This is a genomic window from Micromonospora sp. WMMD1082, assembly GCF_029626175.1.
In the GTDB taxonomy this organism is placed as follows: domain Bacteria; phylum Actinomycetota; class Actinomycetes; order Mycobacteriales; family Micromonosporaceae; genus Micromonospora.
Genome location: NZ_JARUBM010000002.1, coordinates 6,500,474 through 6,518,528 on the forward strand (window position 1 = coordinate 6,500,474; position 18,055 = coordinate 6,518,528).

The following is an 18,055-nucleotide window of genomic DNA, read 5'->3' on the forward strand; positions in this document are numbered from 1 at the left end:
ACACTTTCAGCCCCGGTCCGAATCGCCGCCCACTGCCCGTCGTCCCGCCACGCCACGGAGAACGTGGTCACGTCGATCAGGCCGGAGTCTCCGAAAGTTTCGGCGCCGCCATCCGGTCGGCGGTGCCGTCGGCACCACCGAGTACGCCGGCCAGCCAGCGCAGCTGCCGCCGTACCTGGGTCGCGTCCCCGTGCTCGTGGCCGTTGAACGGGTAGACGTGCATCGCCCGCTCGGGCTCCGGCTGGCCGCTGGCGGCACCGTACTGGTTGTACGCGGCGAAGCCGGTGCTCGGCGGGCAGACCATGTCGCGCAGCCCCACGCCGAAGTGCGCCGGGGCACTGGCCCGCCGGGCGAAGGTGACCCCGTCGACGTAGGAGAGGGTGCGCCGCACCGCCGGCTCCGCGTCCCGGTTGATGGCGAGGTAGTTGACGATGTCGCCGTACACCCCGACATCGGTGATCTCGATGGCCCGCTGCAGGTGGCAGAGGAACGGCGCGGTGGCGAGCACCGCGGCCAGGTCGGGAACGAGCCCGGCGACCGCCAGGGCCAGCCCGCCGCCCTGGCTGTTGCCCGCGGCGACCACCCGCCGCGGGTCGACTCCCGGCAGGGCGCGAGCCGCCTGGACCGCCCGCACCGCGTCGGTGATGAGGCGGCGGTAGTAGTAGCCCTCCGGGGACAGGATGCCGCGGGTCACCGGCGACGGCCCACCGTGCGCCTCGCCGTGCGGGTCGGGCGTGTCGCCCGCACCGTACTGGCCGGACTGGCCCCGGGCGTCCATGAGCAGGTGCGCGTAGCCCGCGACCGGCCAGATCAGGCGCTCGTGCGGCAGCCCCCGGCCGCGGCCGTAGCCGACGTACTCCACGACCACCGGCAGCGGATCGTCCACTCCGGACGGGCGGGTGTACCAGGCCCGGACCGGGTCACCGGCGAATCCGGCGAAGGTGACGTCCCAGCTGTCGACCAGACGCAGATCGGTGGGTTCGGGACGGACGTCGAGCAGCACCGGTGACTCCGCCGCCGCGCGCAGCGTGGACCGCCAGAACGCGTCGAAGTCGGCGGGCTCGGCCACGGCTGGCGCGTACTGCCGCAGCTGGTCCAGGGACAGGTCGAACAGGGGCATGGCTCCTCGCAGGGGCGTCGGTCAGGGTGGTGGGGCGGTGCTCTCGCGGACGATCAGCTCGGCGACCAGGTCGATCCGGCTGGTGGGCAGGGCGTTTCCCCGCGCGAGGTCGAGCAGCATCTGGGTGGCCGTGCCGGCCATGTCGTACAGCGGCTGGTTGACCGTGGTCAGGGCCGGGCCGATCCAGGCCGAGACCGGAAGGTTGTCGTAGCCCACCACCGACAGGTCGCCGGGGACATCGAGGCCGAGCTGACGGGCGGCACGCAGCACCCCCATCGCCTGCAGGTCGGAGCCGGCGAAGATCGCCGTTGGCCGGTCCGGCCGGCTCAGCAACTCGATGCCGTAGGAGTAGCCGGCGTCGAGGTGGAAGTTGCCGTGGCGGATCAGCGCCGGATCGACCGGCACGCCGAGTTCCTCGTGGGCACAGCGGAAACCCGCCGTGCGGGCCCGGGCGCAGAGCACCTCCCGCGGGCCGGAGATCATCGCGATCCGGCGATGCCCGAGCTCCAGCAGGTGGCGGGTGGCGAGCAGTCCACCGTTCCAGTTGTTCGAGCCGATGGTGGGCACGGAGGCCACGCTGGCGCTGTCGGTGTCGAGCACGACGACGGGTATCGACTGGCGTTGCAACTGTTGCCGTTGCTGGTCGGTCAGGTTGCACATCACCAGCAGCACGCCGAGGGGACGTCGGGCGATCACCGAGTCGACCCAGGACTGCGGCGGCCGGTGCGCGCCTTCCAGCTGCGAGAGCACCACGTGCGTGTCGGTGAGCGTGGTGACCGCCTCGACACCGCGGATGATCTCCAGGGCCCAGTCGGAGCCGAACTCGTGGAACACCAGCTCGATCTGGCCGTCGCCGGGCGCCCGGCGGGCACGGCGGCGGTAGCGGTGCCGCTCCAGGCTGGCCTCGACCCGCGCCCTGGTCCCGGCGGCGACGTCCGAGCGCCCGTTGAGGACCTTGGAGACCGTCGCCGCGGAGACACCGACCTCCTGCGCGATGGTCGCGATGGTCGCGGAGCCGAGCACGGCCGGCGAGCGGTTCACAGCCATCCGATCCTCTGCAACAGTCCCGAAAATTTCGGAGACTGTAGCACGGTGAGGACCGGTCACCGGTGACGCGAGTCAATGACGGCGGGGCCGTCACCGGGCAGCGACCGCTCACCTACAGATGCCGCAAATGCAGCGTGGCCAGTATGTCCCGAGCCTCTTGACACGCTCTGTCGACGCCCTTAAGTTCCCGACACAGGTGACGAACTGGTTTCCGAAAATTTCGATAATCGCCGCCTTCACGGCGGTCTGCGTGGCCCTGCCGGGACGATCTCCCGAGCGTGGCCGGAGGGGTTCGCATGACAAGTCAGCTGCCCGTCGACGATCGGTTGGTGTCCCCCGGCACCGATCCGTGGCGTGACCCGAGGCTGCGACCGGACGAACGGGCAGACGCGCTCATCCCGCTGATGTCACTGGAGGAGAAGATCGCCCAGCTGGTCGGCCTCTGGGTCGGCGCGGACGCCTCCGGCGAGGGCGTCGCCCCCCACCAGTCCGATCGGGTCGAGCACACGCCGCCCTGGCGGGATGCCATCCGGCACGGCCTGGGTCAGCTGACCCGGCCGTTCGGGACCGCGCCGGTCGATCCGGTCCTCGGCGCCCGCGCCCTGGCCGCCTCCCAGGCGCAGATCGTGGCGACGAGCCGGTTCGGGATTCCGGCCCAGGTGCACGAGGAGTGCCTCACCGGCTTCGCCGCCTGGCGTGCGACCGTGTACCCGGCGCCGCTGAGCTGGGGTGCGGCCTTCGACCCGGACCTGGTCGAGGAGATGGCCGGGCTGATCGGCCGGTCGATGCGGGCCGCCGGTGTCCACCAGGGACTGGCCCCGGTCCTGGACGTGACCCGCGACTACCGCTGGGGGCGTACCGAGGAGACGATCGGCGAGGATCCCTACCTGGTCGGGACGGTCGGCGCGGCGTACGTGCGCGGGCTGGAGCGGGCCGGCGTGGTGGCGACGCTGAAGCACTTCGCCGGCTACTCGGCCTCCCGGGGCGGGCGGAACCTGGCGCCGGTGCCGATGGGGCGCCGGGAACTGGCCGACGTCATCCTGCCACCGTTCGAGATGGCCCTGCGGCTCGGTGGCGCGCGATCGGTGATGCACTCGTACGCCGAGATCGACGGCGTGCCGGTGGCCGCCGACGAGGAACTGCTGACCCGGGTGCTGCGGGATCGGTGGGGCTTCGACGGGGTGCTGGTCGCGGACTACTTCGCCGTCCGCTTCCTGCAGTCCCTGCACGGCGTGGCCGCCGACGCCGCGGCGGCGGCCCGGCTCGCCCTGCGCGCCGGCACCGACGTGGAACTGCCCACAGTGGACGCCTACGGCGCGCCGCTGCTGGCCGCGGTGCGCTCCGGCGCGGTCGGTGCGGACCTGGTCGACCGCGCCCTGCGCCGGGTGCTGATCCAGAAGATCGAGCTGGGGCTGCTCGACGAGGAATGGCGTGAACTGCCCGCCAACGTCGACGAGCTGCGCCTGGACGACGAGGCCAACCAGGCCGTCGCCCTGCGCCTGGCCCGCCAGTCCGTCGTCCTGCTCCGTAACCGCGACGGGCTGCTGCCGCTCGCCGCCGACCGGCGCGTCGCGCTGGTCGGCCCGGTCGCGGACGACCCGATGGCGATGCTCGGGTGCTACTCCTTCCCCCTACACATCGGCGTGCAGTATCCGGAGCACGGCGTCGGCGTGGAGATTCCGTCCCTGCGCGAGGCGCTGCAGCGACGGCACCCGCAGCTCACCTTCGTCCCGGGTACCGACATCACCGGGGACGACACCTCCGGCATCGCCGCGGCGGTCGAGGCGGCCACCGACGCCGACGTCTGCGTCCTCGCGGTCGGCGACCGGGCCGGCATGTTCGGCCGGGGCACCTCCGGTGAGGGTTGCGACGCGGTCGACCTCCAGTTGCCCGGGGTACAGGCCGAACTGGTCCGCGCGGTACTGGCCACCGGAACCCCGGTGGTGCTGGTGGTGCTCTCCGGCCGGCCGTACGCGCTCGGCCCGGTGACGGACGGCGCGGGCGCGATCGTGCAGGGGTTCTTCCCCGGCCAACTCGGCGGCGAGGCGCTGGCCGAGGTGCTCACCGGCGCGGTCAACCCCTCCGGCCGGCTCCCGGTCAGTGTGCCGCGGGACATCGGCGGGTTGCCCGGCACCTACCTCTCCCCCACCCTGGGCCGCCGCTCGCGGGTGTCGTCGGTGGACCCGACGCCCGCGTTCCCGTTCGGCCACGGGTTGAGCTACACCACCTTCGAGTGGAGCGACGCCGAGGTGACCGGCGATTCGGGCGACGCCTCCGGCGCAACCGCCGCATGGCCGGTCGACGGCGAGGTGACGGTCGGCGTCACGGTGCGCAACACCGGCTCGCGGGCCGGCACCGAGGTCGTCCAGCTCTACCTGCACGATCCGGTGGCACAGACCACCAGGCCGGTGGTCCGCCTGATCGGGTACGCCAGGGTGCCGGCGGAGCCGGGTCAGACGGCCCGGGTCACCTTCCAGGTCCCCGCCGACGTCACCTCCTTCACCGGTGTGCACGGCCGGCGCGTGGTCGAGCCCGGCGACGTGCAGCTCCGCCTCGGCCGCTCCAGCGGCGACCCGGTGGCGAGCCTGGCCCTGCGGTTGGTCGGCGACGAGCGCGACGTCGGCCATCAGCGGGAACTGGTCTCGCAGGTACGCGTCGAGCCCGCCGTCCTCGCCGTCTCAGGGGGCCCGCGATGAGCGCACCGACCACGATGACCACGCCGGTGTCGCCCGGTGGCCCGCCGCGAAAGCCCCCCGCCCCACCCACCGCCCGCCAGGCCTGGCGCCGGGCGCTGCGCCGGGACTGGCAGCTGTACTCGCTGGCGATCCTGCCGCTGCTGTTCTTCCTGATCTTCCGGTACCTGCCGATGCTCGGCAACCTGATCGCCTTCCGCCGGTTCCAGCCCGGTGGCAACATCTTCGGCGAGTACTGGGTCGGCCTGCGGTACTTCAAGATGTTCTTCACCGACCCGACGTTCTGGAACGTCTTCACCAACACGCTGGTGCTGGGCGGGCTGACCCTGCTGTTCTGCTTCCCGCTGCCGATCGTGCTGGCGTTGCTGCTCAACGAGGTGCGGGCCCGCAGGCTGAAGCGGCTCGTGCAGTCGGTGTCGTACCTGCCGCACTTCCTGTCCATCGTGATCGTGGCCGCCATCGTGATGCAGATGCTGTCCATGGACGGCACGATCAACCAGCTCGTGCGCGCGGGCGACGGCGATCCGATTCCGTTCCTGCAACGACCGGAATGGTTCCGCACCATCTACGTCTCGTCGGAGATCTGGCAGACCGTCGGCTGGGGCACGATCCTCTACCTGGCCGCGCTCACCACCATCGACGACAACCTCTACGAGGCCTCGCGCATCGACGGCGCCAACCGGTGGCGGCAGACCTGGCACGTCACGCTGCCGGGCATCCGGCCGACCATGGTGACGCTGCTGATCCTCAACATCGGCACCTTCATGGCGGTCGGGTTCGAGAAGATCCTGCTGCTCTACAACCCGCTGACCTATCCGACCGCCGACGTCATCTCCACGTACCTGTTCCGGGTGGGCTTCGCGTCCAGCAACTTCAGTTACGCCGCGGCGATCGGGCTGTTCGAGGCGGTGATCGGGTTGGTCCTGGTCCTGTCCGCGAACCTGATCGCCCGCCGCACGGTAGGGACGAGCCTGTGGTGACCATCGAAGCGAACGGACCAGCCACCCCGCAGACCGCGCCCGGCGGCCCGCCGGTACGCCGGCGGCGGGGCATCCGGCAGACCCGGGGCTACCGGGCGTTCCAGGTGGCCAACGGCATCATCCTGACCATCGTCGTGATCGTGACGCTCTACCCGTTCGTCAACATCGTGGCCCGCTCGATGAGCCACGAGCGGTACATCCTCAGCGGCCAGGTGAACCTCATCCCGCGCGGTTTCACCCTGAGCACCTACGAGCTGTTGATGTCCGACTCGATGTTCTGGACGAACTACCGCAACACCGTGTTCTACACGGTCACCGCCACCGTCATCTCGATCGTGCTGACCACAACGTACGCCTATGTGCTCTCCAAGAAGCACCTCAGGGGACGCGGCGCGCTGATCACCATCGCGGTGTTCACGATGTTCTTCACCGGCGGCCTGATTCCCAACTACGTCCTGGTCACCAGCCTGGGCCTGAAGAACAGCGTCTGGGCCATCGCACTACCCAACGCCATCAACGTGTTCAACCTGCTGGTGATGAAGGCGTTCTTCGAGAGCCTGCCGGTCGACCTGGAGGAGGCCGCCGCGGTCGACGGGCTGAACACGTACGGCATCCTGCTACGGATCGTGCTGCCACTGTCGAAGGCGATCGTCGCCACGATGGTGCTCTTCTACGCCGTGGCCTTCTGGAACTCGTGGTTCGCCGCCTTCCTCTACATGGACCGGCAGGAACTCTGGCCGGTCACCGTCTACCTGCGCAACCTGATCGCCGGTGCCACCGGCGCGGAGAACGTCGGCGCGATCGCCGAGGCCAACGAGGTACAGGCCGAGGCGACGCTCAAGGCGGTGACGATCGTGCTCACCACCCTGCCGATCCTCATGGTCTATCCCTTCATCCAGCGGTACTTCGTGCGGGGCATCATGCTCGGCGCGGTGAAGGGCTGACCAGCATGCCCCACCCTCCCACCACCAAGTTGAAAGGATCCGCCATGTTCCGCAGATCGTGGCGCCACACGGCGGCAGCAGCCGCGGCGCTGCTCGCCCTCAGCAGTATCACGGCCTGTAGCGACGACTCGTCCAGCAACGAGGACCTGTCGGAGAACCGGGTCGGCGCGATGGACAACTACTCCGTCGGTACGCAGTTCAAGGCCTCCGAGCCGCTGTCCTTCTCCCTCCTGTACAGCAACCACCCGAACTACCCGTTGAAGAACGACTGGCTGTTCTGGTCGGAGCTGACGTCGCGGACCAACGTCACGCTCGAACCGGTCGCGGTGCCGCTGAGCGACTACGAGCAGAAGCGCAGCCTGCTGATCGGCGCCGGTGACGCGCCGTTCCTCATCCCGAAGACCTACCCGAGCCAGGAGGAGCCGTACGTCTCCTCGGGGGCGATCCTGCCGGTCAGCGACTACATCGATCTGATGCCGAACTTCAAGGACAAGATCGAGAAGTGGAACCTGGCACCGGAGCTCGACACCCGGCGCCAGGAGGACGGCAAGTTCTACCTGCTGCCCGGGGTGCACGAGAAGCCCTGGCACGACTACTCGCTGGCGGTCCGCACCGACATCCTCGAAGAGCTGAACCTGGAGATCCCGAAGACCTGGGACGAGCTCTACACGGTGCTCAAGGCGATGAAGGCGAAGTACCCGAACGTCTACCCGTTCTCCGACCGGTTCAGCCAGCCCAACCCGGCCGGTAACCTGCTCAACATCATGGCCTTCTCGTACGGCCTGCAGGGCGCCGGCTGGAACTTCCAGCACACCAGCTGGAACGCCGAGGCGCAGAAGTTCGAGTACACCGGCGCCACCGAGCAGTACAAGCAGATCCTGCAGTACCTCAACAAGCTGGTGACGGAGAAGCTGCTCGACCCGGAGAGCTTCACCCAGACCGACGATCTCGCCCGGCAGAAGCTCGCCAACAGCAGGTCCTTCGTGATCAGCAGCAACGCGCAGACCCTGGTGAACGACTACCGGCCGGACCTGGCGGCGACGAACCCGAAGGCAACCATCACCAAGATTCCGCTGCCGATCGGCCCGGCCGGTGAGATCAACCCCGCCGACCGTTTCGAGAACGGCATGATGATCTCGGCGAAGGCCCGCGACAGCGAGAACTTCGTGGCGATGATGCAGTTCGTCGACTGGCTCTGGTACTCCGACGAGGGCCAGCACTTCGCCAAGTGGGGTGTCGAGGGCCAGAGCTTCGTCAAGGACGCCGCCGGCAAGGCCACCCTGGCCCCGGACGTCAACGTCATCGGCCTCAACCCCGACGCGCCCAAGCACCTGCAGAAGGACTTCGGCTTCTACAACGGCGTGTTCGCCTACGGCGGCAACCCCGAGCTGGTGCAGGCGTTCTTCTCCGAGGAGGAGCAGCAGTTCCAGGAGGTCATGAACGCGCGTCCGGCACGGGTGGTGCCCCCGCCGCACCCGTTGACCGACGAGGAACGCGAGCAGGTGTCGCTGTGGGCTACCCCGCTGCGCGACCACGTCTACCAGGCCACCCTGCAGTTCATCCTCGGGCAGCGTGACTTCGCCCAGTGGGACGCGTACGTGAACGAGCTGAAGAGCAAGAACATGGACGCCTACATGGACGCGGTCACCAAGGCCTACGAACGCTTCAAGGAGAAGAACAACTAGGAGACGTGGCCGGTCCGGTCGTGTCGGCGCGACCGGACCGGCCACCTTCGTTCCACCCGCACCGAGCAAGAGGACGAGGATGCGCATCACCGTTGCGGAGCAACCCAGCGGACGACTCTCCGACGCGTGGCGCTTCGCCGTCGGCACCGGCCGGTTCGAGCTGGCGCTGCGGCGCGACTACCAGGACTCGCTGGCCCTGATCCAACGCGAGATCGGTTTCCGGCACATCCGCGGGCACGGGCTGCTCAGCGACGGCGTCGGCGTGCACCGGCCGTACGAGTACCAGGGCGGACGGCACGTACGGCACGCCTTCGGTTATGTCGACCAGGTGGTCGACGCGTACCTCGAACTGGGCATCCGGCCCTTCGTCGAGCTGGGCTTCATGCCCTCCGGTCTGGCCAGCGGCGCGCAGACCGTGTTCTGGTGGCGCGGCAACGTCACCCCGCCGCGCTCGCACGCCGAGTGGGCCGACCTGGTCCGGGCGACGGTCGGCCACCTCGTCGACCGGTACGGCCTGGACGAGGTGCGCGGCTGGCCCATCGAGGTGTGGAACGAACCCGACCTCAAGGACTTCTGGCAGGACGCGGACGCCGACGCCTACCACCGGTTGTACGAGGTGACCGCGCACGCGGTCAAGGAGGTGGACGGCGCACTCCAGGTCGGTGGCCCGGCGATCTCCCCCGGTGCCGACGACGGGTGGCTGCCCCGGTTCGCCGAGTTCGTCACCGACCGCTCGGTGCCGATCGACTTCGTCAGCCGGCACGCCTACACCTCCGGCCCGGCCCAGCACGTGCCCTTCGGCGTACACCAGACCCTCGCACCGGCGCAGCGGCTGCTCGACCAGTTCGCCAGCCCTCGCCGGCAGCTCGCCGGCACCGCGTTGGCGGAGCTGCCGGTGCACATCACCGAGTTCAACTCCTCCTACCGGCCGGACAATCCGATCCACGACACCGCCTTCCACGCCGCCTACCTCGCTCCGGTGCTGGCCGGCGGCGGCGACCTGGTCGACTCCTTCGCGTACTGGACGTTCAGCGACATGTTCGAGGAGGTGGGCATCCCGACCGCACTGTTCCACGGCGGCTTCGGCCTGCTCACCCACCGCCAGGTCAAGAAACCCACCTACCACCTGTACGCCTTCATGAACCGGCTGGGTGACCAACTGCTCGCCCGTGGCCCGGACCACCTGGTCACCCGCGACGCCACCGGCCGGATCGCCGTGCTGGCCTGGGCGCCGGTCGACCCCACCGGACACGACCCGGTGGACGGCCACACCGTGCGACTGTCGCTGCCGGTGGCCCCGGCGACCGCCCGCACCGCCTTCCTGCTGCGCTCCTCGGTCAGCGAGGAGGCGGGCAACGCCTGGCGGGCGTGGTGCGAGCTGGGCCGGCCGCCCTCCCCGACCAGCCGACAGCTGGACGTCCTGCGGGAGGCCGCCGAGCCGGCCCGGCGGCACGCCGCGCTGCCGGTGCAGGCGGGCCGCGTCGAGGTGGACCTGCACCTGGCCCGGCACGAGGTGACCCTGGCCGAGCTGACCCCGGTGGTCGACGAGACGCCGCCGTGGTGGGACGAGAGCCGCCTGTTCGGCGAGGTCAGGTCGTGAGTACGGCGGCTCGTCGGGAGTTCGGGGCCGGACCGCTGTCGCGGATCGCCGCGCTGGTCTACACGCTGCTCGTGGTCGAGTTGCTGCTGCTGGTCTGCGCGGCGCCCAGCCTGGTCGCGCTCTTCGCCCTGGAACGCCACGTCAGCAACCTGCCGCTGGTCGCCGCCTGTACGGTGCCGCTCGGCCCGGCGCTGTCCGCCGCGCTGTACGCCCTGTACCAGCAGCGCCTCGACCTCACCGAGCTGCACCCGTGGCGGCTGTTCTGGCGCGGCTACCGGGCCAACCTGGCCGGCTCGCTGCTGGTCTGGGTGCCGACGTTGCTGTGGCTGACCATCATCGCGGTCAACCTGGCCAACCTGTCGGCCGCCGGGCTGTCCGGCTGGTGGGCGGCACCGCTGGTGCTGGTCGGTGCCGGGGTGTCCGTGATCGGGGTCAACGCGCTGGTGATCACCTCCCTGTTCACGTTCCGGCTGCGCGACGTGGTCCGGCTGGCCGCGTACTTCGTGCTGCGTACGCCGGTGGTGGCTCTCGGCGTCGCGCTCCTGCTGGTCGCGGCGACGCTGCTGACCCACGCCACCTCGGAGGCGGCCCTTGCCGCGCTCGGCTCGGTGCTGGCGCTGGCGCTGGTCCGCGGCGGTGAGCCGATGATCGCCATCATCCGCGAGGAGTTCACGCGTGACCGTGGGGAGTGAGCCCGCGCGGCTCCCGGTGACCGCCAAGGTGCCGTTCGGTGGGGACTACAACCCGGAGCAGTGGCCCGAGCCGGTGTGGGACGACGACGACCGGCTGTTCGAGCTGGCCGTGATCGACACCGTCACCCTCGGCGTCTTCGACTGGGCGCTGACCCAGCCCGCCGCCGACGTGTACGACTTCACCGTGCTGGACCGCGTCGTGGACCGCGCCGCCCGGCAGGGCCGGATGATCTGCCTGGCGACCGGCACCGGTGCGCACCCGGCGTGGCTGGCCCGCGCCCATCCGGAGGTGACCCGCGTCGACTTCGAGGGTCGCCGGCACCGCTTCGGCCAGCGGCACAACTCCTGCCCCAGTTCCCCGGTGTTCCGCCGGCTCTCGACCGAGCTGGCGCGCCGGGTGGCCCGCCGGTACGCCGCCAACCCGGCGGTGGTGGCCTGGCACGTCGGCAACGAGTACGGCGGCGCCTGCTACTGCGACCGCTGCGCGGCCGGCTTCCGGCGGTGGCTGCGCGACCGCTACGGCACCCTGGCGGCGCTCAACGCGGCCTGGTACACCACGTTCTGGTCGCACACCTTCACCGACTGGGACGAGATCGAGGCGCCCTCGGCGTTGACCGAGCACTGGCGCGGGCCGGACCACACCGCGTTCCAGGGCATCACCCTGGACTACCGCCGGTTCACCTCCGAGGCGATGCTGGCCAACTTCCGCGACGAGAAGGCGGCGATCCGCGAGTCCAGCGACCTGCCGGTGACGACCAACTTCATGGGCATGTACCGGCCGATCGACTACCACCGCTGGGCCGAGCACCTGGACTTCGCCTCGTGGGACAACTACCCGCCCGAGGGCAGCCCACCGGCCTGGATGGCGCTGAGCCACGACCTGATGCGAGGGCTGAAGGGCGGCCAGCCGTTCTGGCTGATGGAGCAGACGCCGAGCATGACGGCCTGCCGGGACGTCAACCCGCTCAAGCCGCCCGGGGTGATGCGGCTGTGGAGCTGGCAGGCGGTCGCGCACGGTGCGGACGCGGTGCTGTTCTTCCAACTGCGGGCGTCGCGGGGAGCATCCGAGAAGTACCACGGCGCGGTCATCGGTCATGCCGGCCGCGCCGACACGCGGGTCTTCCGCGAGGTCGCCGAGCTGGGGGCGGAGCTGCGCCGGCTCGGCGACGCGACGCTCGGTGCGCGCACGCCGGCCCGGGTGGCGCTGCTGTTCGACTGGGACAGCTGGTGGGCGTTGGAGATCTCCGACGGCCCCTCCCGCCTGGTGCGGTACCAGCAGGTCGTCCTCGCCTACTACCAGGCGCTGTGGGACGCCGGGGTGGACGTCGACGTGGTCGCGGTCAGCGCGGACCTCGCCGGCTACGACGTGGTCCTCGCCCCGGCGCTGCACATGGTCAAGGACGACCTGGCCGACCGGTTGGCGCGGGTCGCCGAGCGGGGCGGTTCGGTGCTCACCACGTTCCTGTCCGGCCGGGTGGACGTGGACGGCAACGCCTTCCTGGCGGACGTGCCGGGACCGCTGGCGCCGCTGATGGGCGTCCGGGTCGACGAGTGGGACGCCCGTGCCGCGGACGTGGTCAACCCGGTCTGCCTGGGCACCGGAGCCGACCGCGTCGAGGTCGCCTCGCGGTTGGTGTTCGAGCTGGTCATCCCGGACGGCGCGGAGGTGGTCGGCAGCTACCGGGCCGACTTCTACGCCGGCACTCCGGCGGTCACCCGCAACGCGTACGGCGCCGGCCACGGCTGGTACGTCGGCACCGCGCTGGACCAGCCGGGCGTGTCCTGGGTGGTCCGGCAGGTGCTGGCGCGGCACGGGCTCACCGGGGCGTACCCGGACGTGCCGGGGCTGGAGACCGCGGTGCGGGTCACCGGTGACGGCACCCGTTTGCTGTTCCTGCTCAACCACGGTGCCGAGCCGGTGACCGTGCCCGCCAGCGTGGACGGCGTTGACCTGCTCACCGGCGACCGGGTCGCGCACGGCGCGCCGCTGCGGCTCGACGGCCACGGCGTCCGGGTGGTGCGCGAGCGCGCCTGAGCCGGCCGGCTACCCGGGCCCGGCCTGGGCGTGCTCTGCGGCCCGGCTGACCCGTTCCCAGCCCGCCCAGGTGTCCATCCGCCGGCGTGAGATGTCGAACGCCAGGTCGTACACCATGCTGCCGAGCAGGAGCCGCAGCGGCGGGTCGTCGCTGTCGACCAGTTTCAGCAGCGCCTCGGCGGCGAGGGCGGGTTCGCTGTCGATCGAGTCCTCAGCCCACTGCCGCGCCAACTCCGCGCGCAGGGGGTCGTAGGCGGTGATCGGCGTCGTCGAGGTCATGCTGGTGTACAGGTCGGTCCAGTAGCCGCCGGGCTGCACGATGCTGACCGTGACGCCGAAGGTGGCCGCCTCCATCGCGAGGGCCTCGCTCATGCCCTCCAGCGCGAACTTGCTCGCGCTGTACATGCCGGTGCTGGGGAAGCCGCCGAGCCCGGCGATGCTGGAGATCTGCACGAGGTGGCCGGCCCGTTGGGCCCGCAGGTGCGGCAACACGGCCTGGCTGACCCAGAGCGCGCCGAAGAGGTTGACCTCGAACTGGGCCCGTGCCTCGGCTTCGGTGAACTCCTCGATCATGCCCATCGACATGGTGCCGGCGTTGTTGACCACGATGTCGAGCCGCCCGACGCGCTCGACCGCGGCGGCCACCGCGGCGAGGACCGCCGCCCGGTCGGTCACGTCGAGGGTCAGGGTGAGCAGCCGGTCGCCGTAGCGCTCGTCGAAGTCGGCCCGGGCGATGGTCCGGGCGGCGGCGACCACCCGGTCACCGCGGTCGAGCGCCGCGATGGTGAACGCGCGGCCCAGACCACGGCTGGCGCCCGTGATGAACCAGGTACGCGACGCGGTGCTGGATGAGCTGCGCATGGTGGGTCTCCGCCTCTCGCCACAAGACGAGACGGTCCGTCTCGCCGGAGGCAACGATACGACACGACCAGGCGTCAGGCAAGACGAGACGTACCGTCTCGCCGTTGGGATACGATGGGCGCATGCCGACGCAGCATCGCGCCACGCCCAACGCGGCCCGCCGCAGGGAAGCCTCCCGGCTGGCGATCCTCACCGCGGCGTTCGACCTGCTGCAGGAGGTCGGCTACGCCAGGCTCAGCATCGAGGGCATCGCCGGGCGCGCCGGCGTCGGCAAGCAGACCATCTACCGCTGGTGGCCGTCGAAGGGGGCCATCATCTTCGATGCCTTCCTGATGCTCAGTGCGGGCGCCGACGGCGGACCTGTCGTCCTGCCGGACACGGGCGATCTGGACGCCGACCTGACCGCCGTGCTGCGCGCCACGGTCGCCGAGCTGAACGATCCACGGTACGACCGGCCGATGCGCGCGCTGGCCACCGAGATCACGTACGACCCGGAGCTGGCGGCCGCCTACGCCGAACGGCTGGACGGGCCGCTGAAGGAGGCGAAACGGAAGCGGCTGCGCAGTGCCCAGCGGGCCGGGCAACTCGCCGGGGACCTCGACCTGGACGTGGCCGTGGAGATGATCTGGGGCCCCGTGCTCCACCGGTGGCTGCACCGCAGTGGACCACTCACCACCGCGTACACCGACCGGGTCGTCACCACCGCCCTCAACGGCCTACGCCCCCGCCCGGACGCGGCCCCGTAGGCCACGATACGCCGCAGGTGGTGCCCCCCGGCCGCGCGACAGCCCAATCACGCGACAGCCCGGCCGCGACAGCCCGGTCACGCGATGGCTCGGCCGCGCGCCGCGTCAGGTGCCCGCGTGGTCGGCCTCCTCCGCACGGGCCCGCCGGCCGTCGGCGATGGCGACGCCGACCAGGACGGCGGTGCTGCCGATCCCGGCGACGAAGGACGGTGCGCGCAGGGTGGCCGTCCCGACGATGGCGAGGGCGATCAGGCCGACCAGCCGGGAGGGGGGTAGTTCCCTGGCCACCGACCGGGCGAACCAGAGCTGGGCGGTGAGGAACAGTGCCGGTCCGGCGTAGAGCGCGGCGTTCGTGGCGACGGTCGTCTGTTCGGTCGGGTGGGCGATGACGAGTTCGTCCCCCACGGCGATGGAGATGAGACCGGCGACCATGAGCATCAGGCCGTTGGTCGCGTACCGGCTGGCGCGGGTGGGGTCGGCGTCCTGTTCCGCCTGCCGCCGGGCGGCGGCTTCACTTCGCCGGAAGTAGGCCCACCAGATGGCCACCGTCCCGGCCAGCGCCACCGTGCCGGTCAGCAGGGTTATCGGCTGCACCGGCGCGTCGGCGATGGCCCAGCCGGTGGTGAGGACGGTCTCACCCAGGGCGATGAGGAAGAAGAGCCGGCAGCGTTCGAACATGTGCGGCGCGGCGAACGCGATGCCCGCACTGTGTAGCCATCGACCCGGCAGGGGGTGGGCGGTGAGGGTGCCGGCAAGGTCGATGCCGACACCGCAGGCCCACAGCAGCAGGCGGGTCTCCGGCCCGGCGGCGGCGCCCGCGATCCACAGCGGCGCGGAGGCGAGTTGCCAGACCAGCACCCGCTGGAAGTGGGCGTGCAGGGCGGGTTGGAGGTTCACGGTGAGCAGCCAGATGGTCCGGCCGATCAGCGCCGGCAGGTACGCCCCGACGAACCACCAGCCCGCCTCCTCGAACGCCGCGGCGATGGAGGCGTTCATGAACAGCCCGAACAGCATCGACACCAGCAGCATCCACCGCACCGGGGCCTTGCGGGTGTCGGTCAGCGAGACCGCCCAGACGGTGTAGCCCCAGGTCCAGAAGACCGCGAAGTACAGCACGACGGTGGTGGCCAGACCCGTCCAGTCCAGGTGTTCCAGCAGGCGGCGCGACAACTGGATGAACGCGAAGACATATACGAGGTCGAAGAACAACTCCACCGGGGTGACCTCGTAGCGGCGCGGATCCCGGGCCAGGGAACCCCGGTCACTCGACACCATTGCGTGGCTCCTCTGTACCTCGCTCCTTCCGGGATACGGCCCACCAGGCACACTCACCGTAACCAGAACACCACCCCCGATGTGACGGTGCTCGCGGAACCGGCGCCCGGCCGACCATCCGGGGGTCGGATCCCGGTTTCGCCGCCGGGACGCGGTCCGGCGTGGTTCCGTTTACTTCCCGCCCCTGCTGCGCCTCGGGAGGAGTGGCGTGACGACCGCGAAGCCGCGGCCGACTCCGGCCGATCCGATGCCCGCCGAGCGGGCCGAGCCGGGTGACGTGGCCGGCGTCCCGCGTGACCTGCCGCCGGAGTTGGGTCCGGACGCGGTGAGCATCATGGAGGCGTCCACCTTCATGCTCTCCAACGCCCTCGGCGACGTGCCGCCGCACTCGATCGGCGGCCTGGTCCACGACGACACCCGGCATCTCAGCTGTTGGCGACTGACGGTCAACGACACCAGTCCGCTGCTGCTGGGCGCCTCGGTCGTCGACCACTACTCCGCCGCGTTCTTCCTGGCGGTCCCCGAACTGCCGGGTATCCCGGCGAACGCCATCGGGATACGCCGGCAGCGGTTCGTCGGTGACGGGCTGCACGAACGCATCGAGTTGCACAGCTTCGCCCGGGAGCCGAAGCAGCTCCGGCTCCGGCTGGTTGCCGGAGCCGACTTCGCGGACCTGTTCGAGATCAAGAGTGAGATCAGCGACCGGTCGCACCGCATCACCCGTACGCACGCCTCCGACGGATCGCAGCTCACCTTCACCTACTCGACCGACCACTTCCACGCGGAGACCAGGGTGTGCGCGTGGCCCTTCGCCAGCCGGGTGGACGGGGACGGCCTGGTCTGGGACGTGACGCTGCTGCCCGGCCGCCGCTGGTCGTGCGAGCTGACCGTCCCCCTGGGGCGGGGCATCGCGAACCTGATGCCCCGCCGCCGTGACTTCGGTGAGGTCTTCGACGGCGACCAGGACGACCCGACAGGTCGGTGGCGTGCCGTCGCACCGGTCCTGCGGGCGGACTCCGACCGCCTACGCGCCATCTTCGAGCAGTCGATCCGGGATCTGATCGCGCTGCGGATCGAGAAGTGCATCAACGGTGAGCGGGTGATGCTGCCCGCCGCGGGCCTGCCCTGGTTCCTCACCGTCTTCGGCCGGGACACCTTGATCACCGCGTACCAGACGCTGAGCTTCGCACCGCAGCTCGCCCATGGCGCACTCATCGCGCTCGCGTCGCACCAGGGCACCACGGTGGACGACTTCCGGGACGAGGAACCCGGGAAGATCCTGCACGAGTACCGCGTCGGGGAACTGACCGTCACCGGTCAACGGCCGCACAACCCGTACTTCGGTGCCGCCGACTCCACCCAGCTCTGGCTGATCGTGCTGTCGGAGTACTGGCGGTGGACCGGCGACGACGAGCTGGTCCACCACCTGCGGGAGCAGGCGTACGCGGCCCTGCGGTGGATCGACCGGTACGGCGACCGGGACGGCGACGGGTACGTCGAGTACGCCACCCGCTCGCTGCACGGCCTGGGCAACCAGTGTTGGCGCGACTCATGGGACGGCATCCAGTTCGCCGACGGCGAGATCCCCTACCTGCCGATCGCCACCTGTGAGACGCAGGGCTACACCTACGATGCGAAGCTGCGCATGGCGGAGCTGGCCGACGGTCCGCTCGGCGATCCGGAGCTGGCCCGCCGGCTGCGCGCCGAGGCCGCCGAGCTGTACGAGCGGTTCAACCGGGACTTCTGGCTCGACGACCGGGGCGGCTTCTACGCGATCGGCCTCGACGGGGACAAGCAGCGCATCGACTCGATGACCTCGAACATGGGTCAGCTGCTGTGGAGCGGCATCGTGCCGCCCGAGCGCGCCCGACGGGTCGCCGACCACCTGATGTCCCCGCACCTGTTCTCCGGGTGGGGGGTCCGGACGACCGCCACATCCGAGCGCGGCTACAACCCCATCGGCTACCACATGGGCACCGTCTGGCCGCACGACAACTCCCTCATCGCCCACGGGCTAGCCCGCTACGGCTTCCGCGCGGAGGCGAACCGGATCATCGTGGCCATGCTGGAGGCGGCCGGGTTCACGGACAACCGGCTACCCGAGGCGATCTCCGGTTACGACCGGACGTTCGGCCGGACGCCGGTGCCGTATCCGACCGCCTGCAACCCGCAGGCCTGGTCCAGCGCGGCGCCGCTGCTGTTCCTGCGGACCATGCTCGGGCTCGACGCCCGCGACGGCGAACTCCGCACCGCACCCGACATCCCGGCCGAGTTCGGCCGCCTCCACCTGCGCGGCACCAACGCCTTCGGCCAGCGGTGGGACATCGACGCCGCCGGCACCCACGCCACCGTACGACCCAGCTGACCGGCCCAGCCG

General features: G+C 70.6%; 13 protein-coding genes. 9 read left to right on the plus strand and 4 right to left on the minus strand.

What is annotated here, in order from left to right; genetic code table 11:
* Positions 1–76: 76 nt before the first annotated feature.
* Together O7615_RS29960 and O7615_RS29965 are read right to left on the minus strand one after the other, a co-directional pair.
* Positions 77–1,120 (minus strand): acetylxylan esterase, encoded by a 1,044-nt coding sequence (locus O7615_RS29960; protein ID WP_278181141.1) that lies wholly within the window; start codon positions 1,118–1,120, stop codon positions 77–79.
* A gap of 21 nt (positions 1,121–1,141) precedes the next feature.
* Entirely contained in the window at positions 1,142–2,167 is a 1,026-nt protein-coding gene (locus O7615_RS29965; protein WP_278181142.1) for a substrate-binding domain-containing protein, read from the minus strand.
* Positions 2,168–2,463: 296 nt separating this feature from the next.
* On the opposite strand from O7615_RS29965, the gene O7615_RS29970 reads away from it, so the two are divergent.
* The 7 genes from O7615_RS29970 to O7615_RS30000 all read left to right on the plus strand — a co-directional run bounded on the left by O7615_RS29970 (position 2,464) and on the right by O7615_RS30000 (position 12,796).
* Positions 2,464–4,863 (plus strand): glycoside hydrolase family 3 N-terminal domain-containing protein, encoded by a 2,400-nt coding sequence (locus O7615_RS29970; RefSeq protein WP_278181143.1) that lies wholly within the window; start codon positions 2,464–2,466, stop codon positions 4,861–4,863.
* A complete protein-coding gene (locus tag O7615_RS29975; protein ID WP_278181144.1) occupies positions 4,860–5,840 on the plus strand; it encodes an ABC transporter permease subunit in 981 nt (326 codons plus the stop codon). The genes O7615_RS29970 and O7615_RS29975 overlap by 4 nt, the downstream gene beginning before the upstream one ends.
* Positions 5,837–6,784, plus strand: a complete 948-nt coding sequence (locus tag O7615_RS29980) for a carbohydrate ABC transporter permease (protein ID WP_278181145.1) — start codon at positions 5,837–5,839, stop codon at positions 6,782–6,784. The genes O7615_RS29975 and O7615_RS29980 overlap by 4 nt, the downstream gene beginning before the upstream one ends.
* Before the next feature lie 44 nt (positions 6,785–6,828).
* The gene (locus tag O7615_RS29985) at positions 6,829–8,469 is read left to right on the plus strand and encodes an extracellular solute-binding protein (RefSeq protein ID WP_278181146.1); all 1,641 of its coding nucleotides are present in this window, start codon (positions 6,829–6,831) and stop codon (positions 8,467–8,469) included.
* A gap of 79 nt (positions 8,470–8,548) precedes the next feature.
* Positions 8,549–10,069 carry a xylan 1,4-beta-xylosidase gene (locus tag O7615_RS29990; RefSeq protein WP_278181147.1) on the plus strand — a complete coding sequence of 507 codons (1,521 nt, stop codon included), beginning with the start codon at positions 8,549–8,551 and terminating at the stop codon, positions 10,067–10,069.
* The gene (locus tag O7615_RS29995) at positions 10,066–10,761 is read left to right on the plus strand and encodes a YesL family protein (protein WP_278181149.1); all 696 of its coding nucleotides are present in this window, start codon (positions 10,066–10,068) and stop codon (positions 10,759–10,761) included. Before O7615_RS29990 ends, O7615_RS29995 begins: the two co-directional genes overlap by 4 nt.
* Positions 10,745–12,796, plus strand: coding sequence for a beta-galactosidase (locus O7615_RS30000; RefSeq protein ID WP_278181150.1), 2,052 nt, complete (start codon positions 10,745–10,747; stop codon positions 12,794–12,796). Before O7615_RS29995 ends, O7615_RS30000 begins: the two co-directional genes overlap by 17 nt.
* Positions 12,797–12,805: 9 nt before the next feature.
* On the opposite strand, the gene O7615_RS30005 is transcribed toward O7615_RS30000, so the two are convergent.
* Positions 12,806–13,657, minus strand: a complete 852-nt coding sequence (locus tag O7615_RS30005; RefSeq protein ID WP_278181151.1) for an SDR family oxidoreductase — start codon at positions 13,655–13,657, stop codon at positions 12,806–12,808.
* A 122-nt stretch (positions 13,658–13,779) separates the two neighbouring features.
* Here O7615_RS30005 and O7615_RS30010 point away from each other — a divergent pair, with 122 nt between their 5' ends.
* Positions 13,780–14,403 (plus strand): TetR/AcrR family transcriptional regulator, encoded by a 624-nt coding sequence (locus O7615_RS30010; protein ID WP_278181152.1) that lies wholly within the window; start codon positions 13,780–13,782, stop codon positions 14,401–14,403.
* Between the two features lie 105 nt (positions 14,404–14,508).
* Here the strand turns inward: O7615_RS30010 and O7615_RS30015 are convergent, their stop codons facing one another.
* The gene (locus O7615_RS30015) at positions 14,509–15,678 is read right to left on the minus strand and encodes a low temperature requirement protein A (protein ID WP_278181153.1); all 1,170 of its coding nucleotides are present in this window, start codon (positions 15,676–15,678) and stop codon (positions 14,509–14,511) included.
* A 208-nt stretch (positions 15,679–15,886) separates the two neighbouring features.
* Here O7615_RS30015 and O7615_RS30020 point away from each other — a divergent pair, with 208 nt between their 5' ends.
* Positions 15,887–18,043: a glycogen debranching N-terminal domain-containing protein gene (locus tag O7615_RS30020; RefSeq protein WP_278181154.1), complete on the plus strand. Its 2,157-nt coding sequence runs from the start codon at positions 15,887–15,889 to the stop codon at positions 18,041–18,043.
* Positions 18,044–18,055: the final 12 nt, after the last annotated feature.